This window comes from Brevibacillus sp. LEMMJ03 (genome assembly GCF_007197875.1).
GTDB lineage: Bacteria > Bacillota > Bacilli > Brevibacillales > Brevibacillaceae > Brevibacillus > Brevibacillus thermoruber.
In genome coordinates, this window is the sequence record NZ_VKJN01000102.1 from 1 (window position 1) to 401 (window position 401).

Genomic DNA, 401 nt, shown 5'->3' on the forward strand with positions numbered 1-401 from the left:
TTCGATCTGAAATTGCAGCCAAATCCTATTATGTTCTCACTTGTGAATTGACAACGGAAGAAATTGCGAGATTAAGTAGGAGAGGAGCCGAATTAAGACGAACCTACTGTAAACAGCAACGTAAGCAGATAGAAGATCTAAACGTTCGTGCAGACGGCCATTTTTTATATGATCGAGGCTTCTTTTCTAATTTAAGCATTGACGCAAAAGTATGGTTGCAAAACGGAGAATTTCTTCTCCAAACCACGCCGCTGACTAGCATTACATTTGAGAACATTTCTGAGAATGTGATGCAACTGAAACAGTGCCACTTTTTATCACGCGTCCGAAATCTCAAGTTTGGCGGCTTTGACGAGATTTCGGCAATTAGAACAATTTTGGAATCGACATATTTATCAAAA

The 401-nt window shown here is 39.4% G+C and carries 1 protein-coding gene; it reads left to right on the forward strand.

Annotation, left to right across the window (positions count from 1 at the left end; genetic code table 11):
* Positions 1-401 (forward strand): hypothetical protein (locus FOI68_RS23825; RefSeq protein ID WP_221935140.1); only part of this gene is annotated, 401 nt, incomplete at both ends.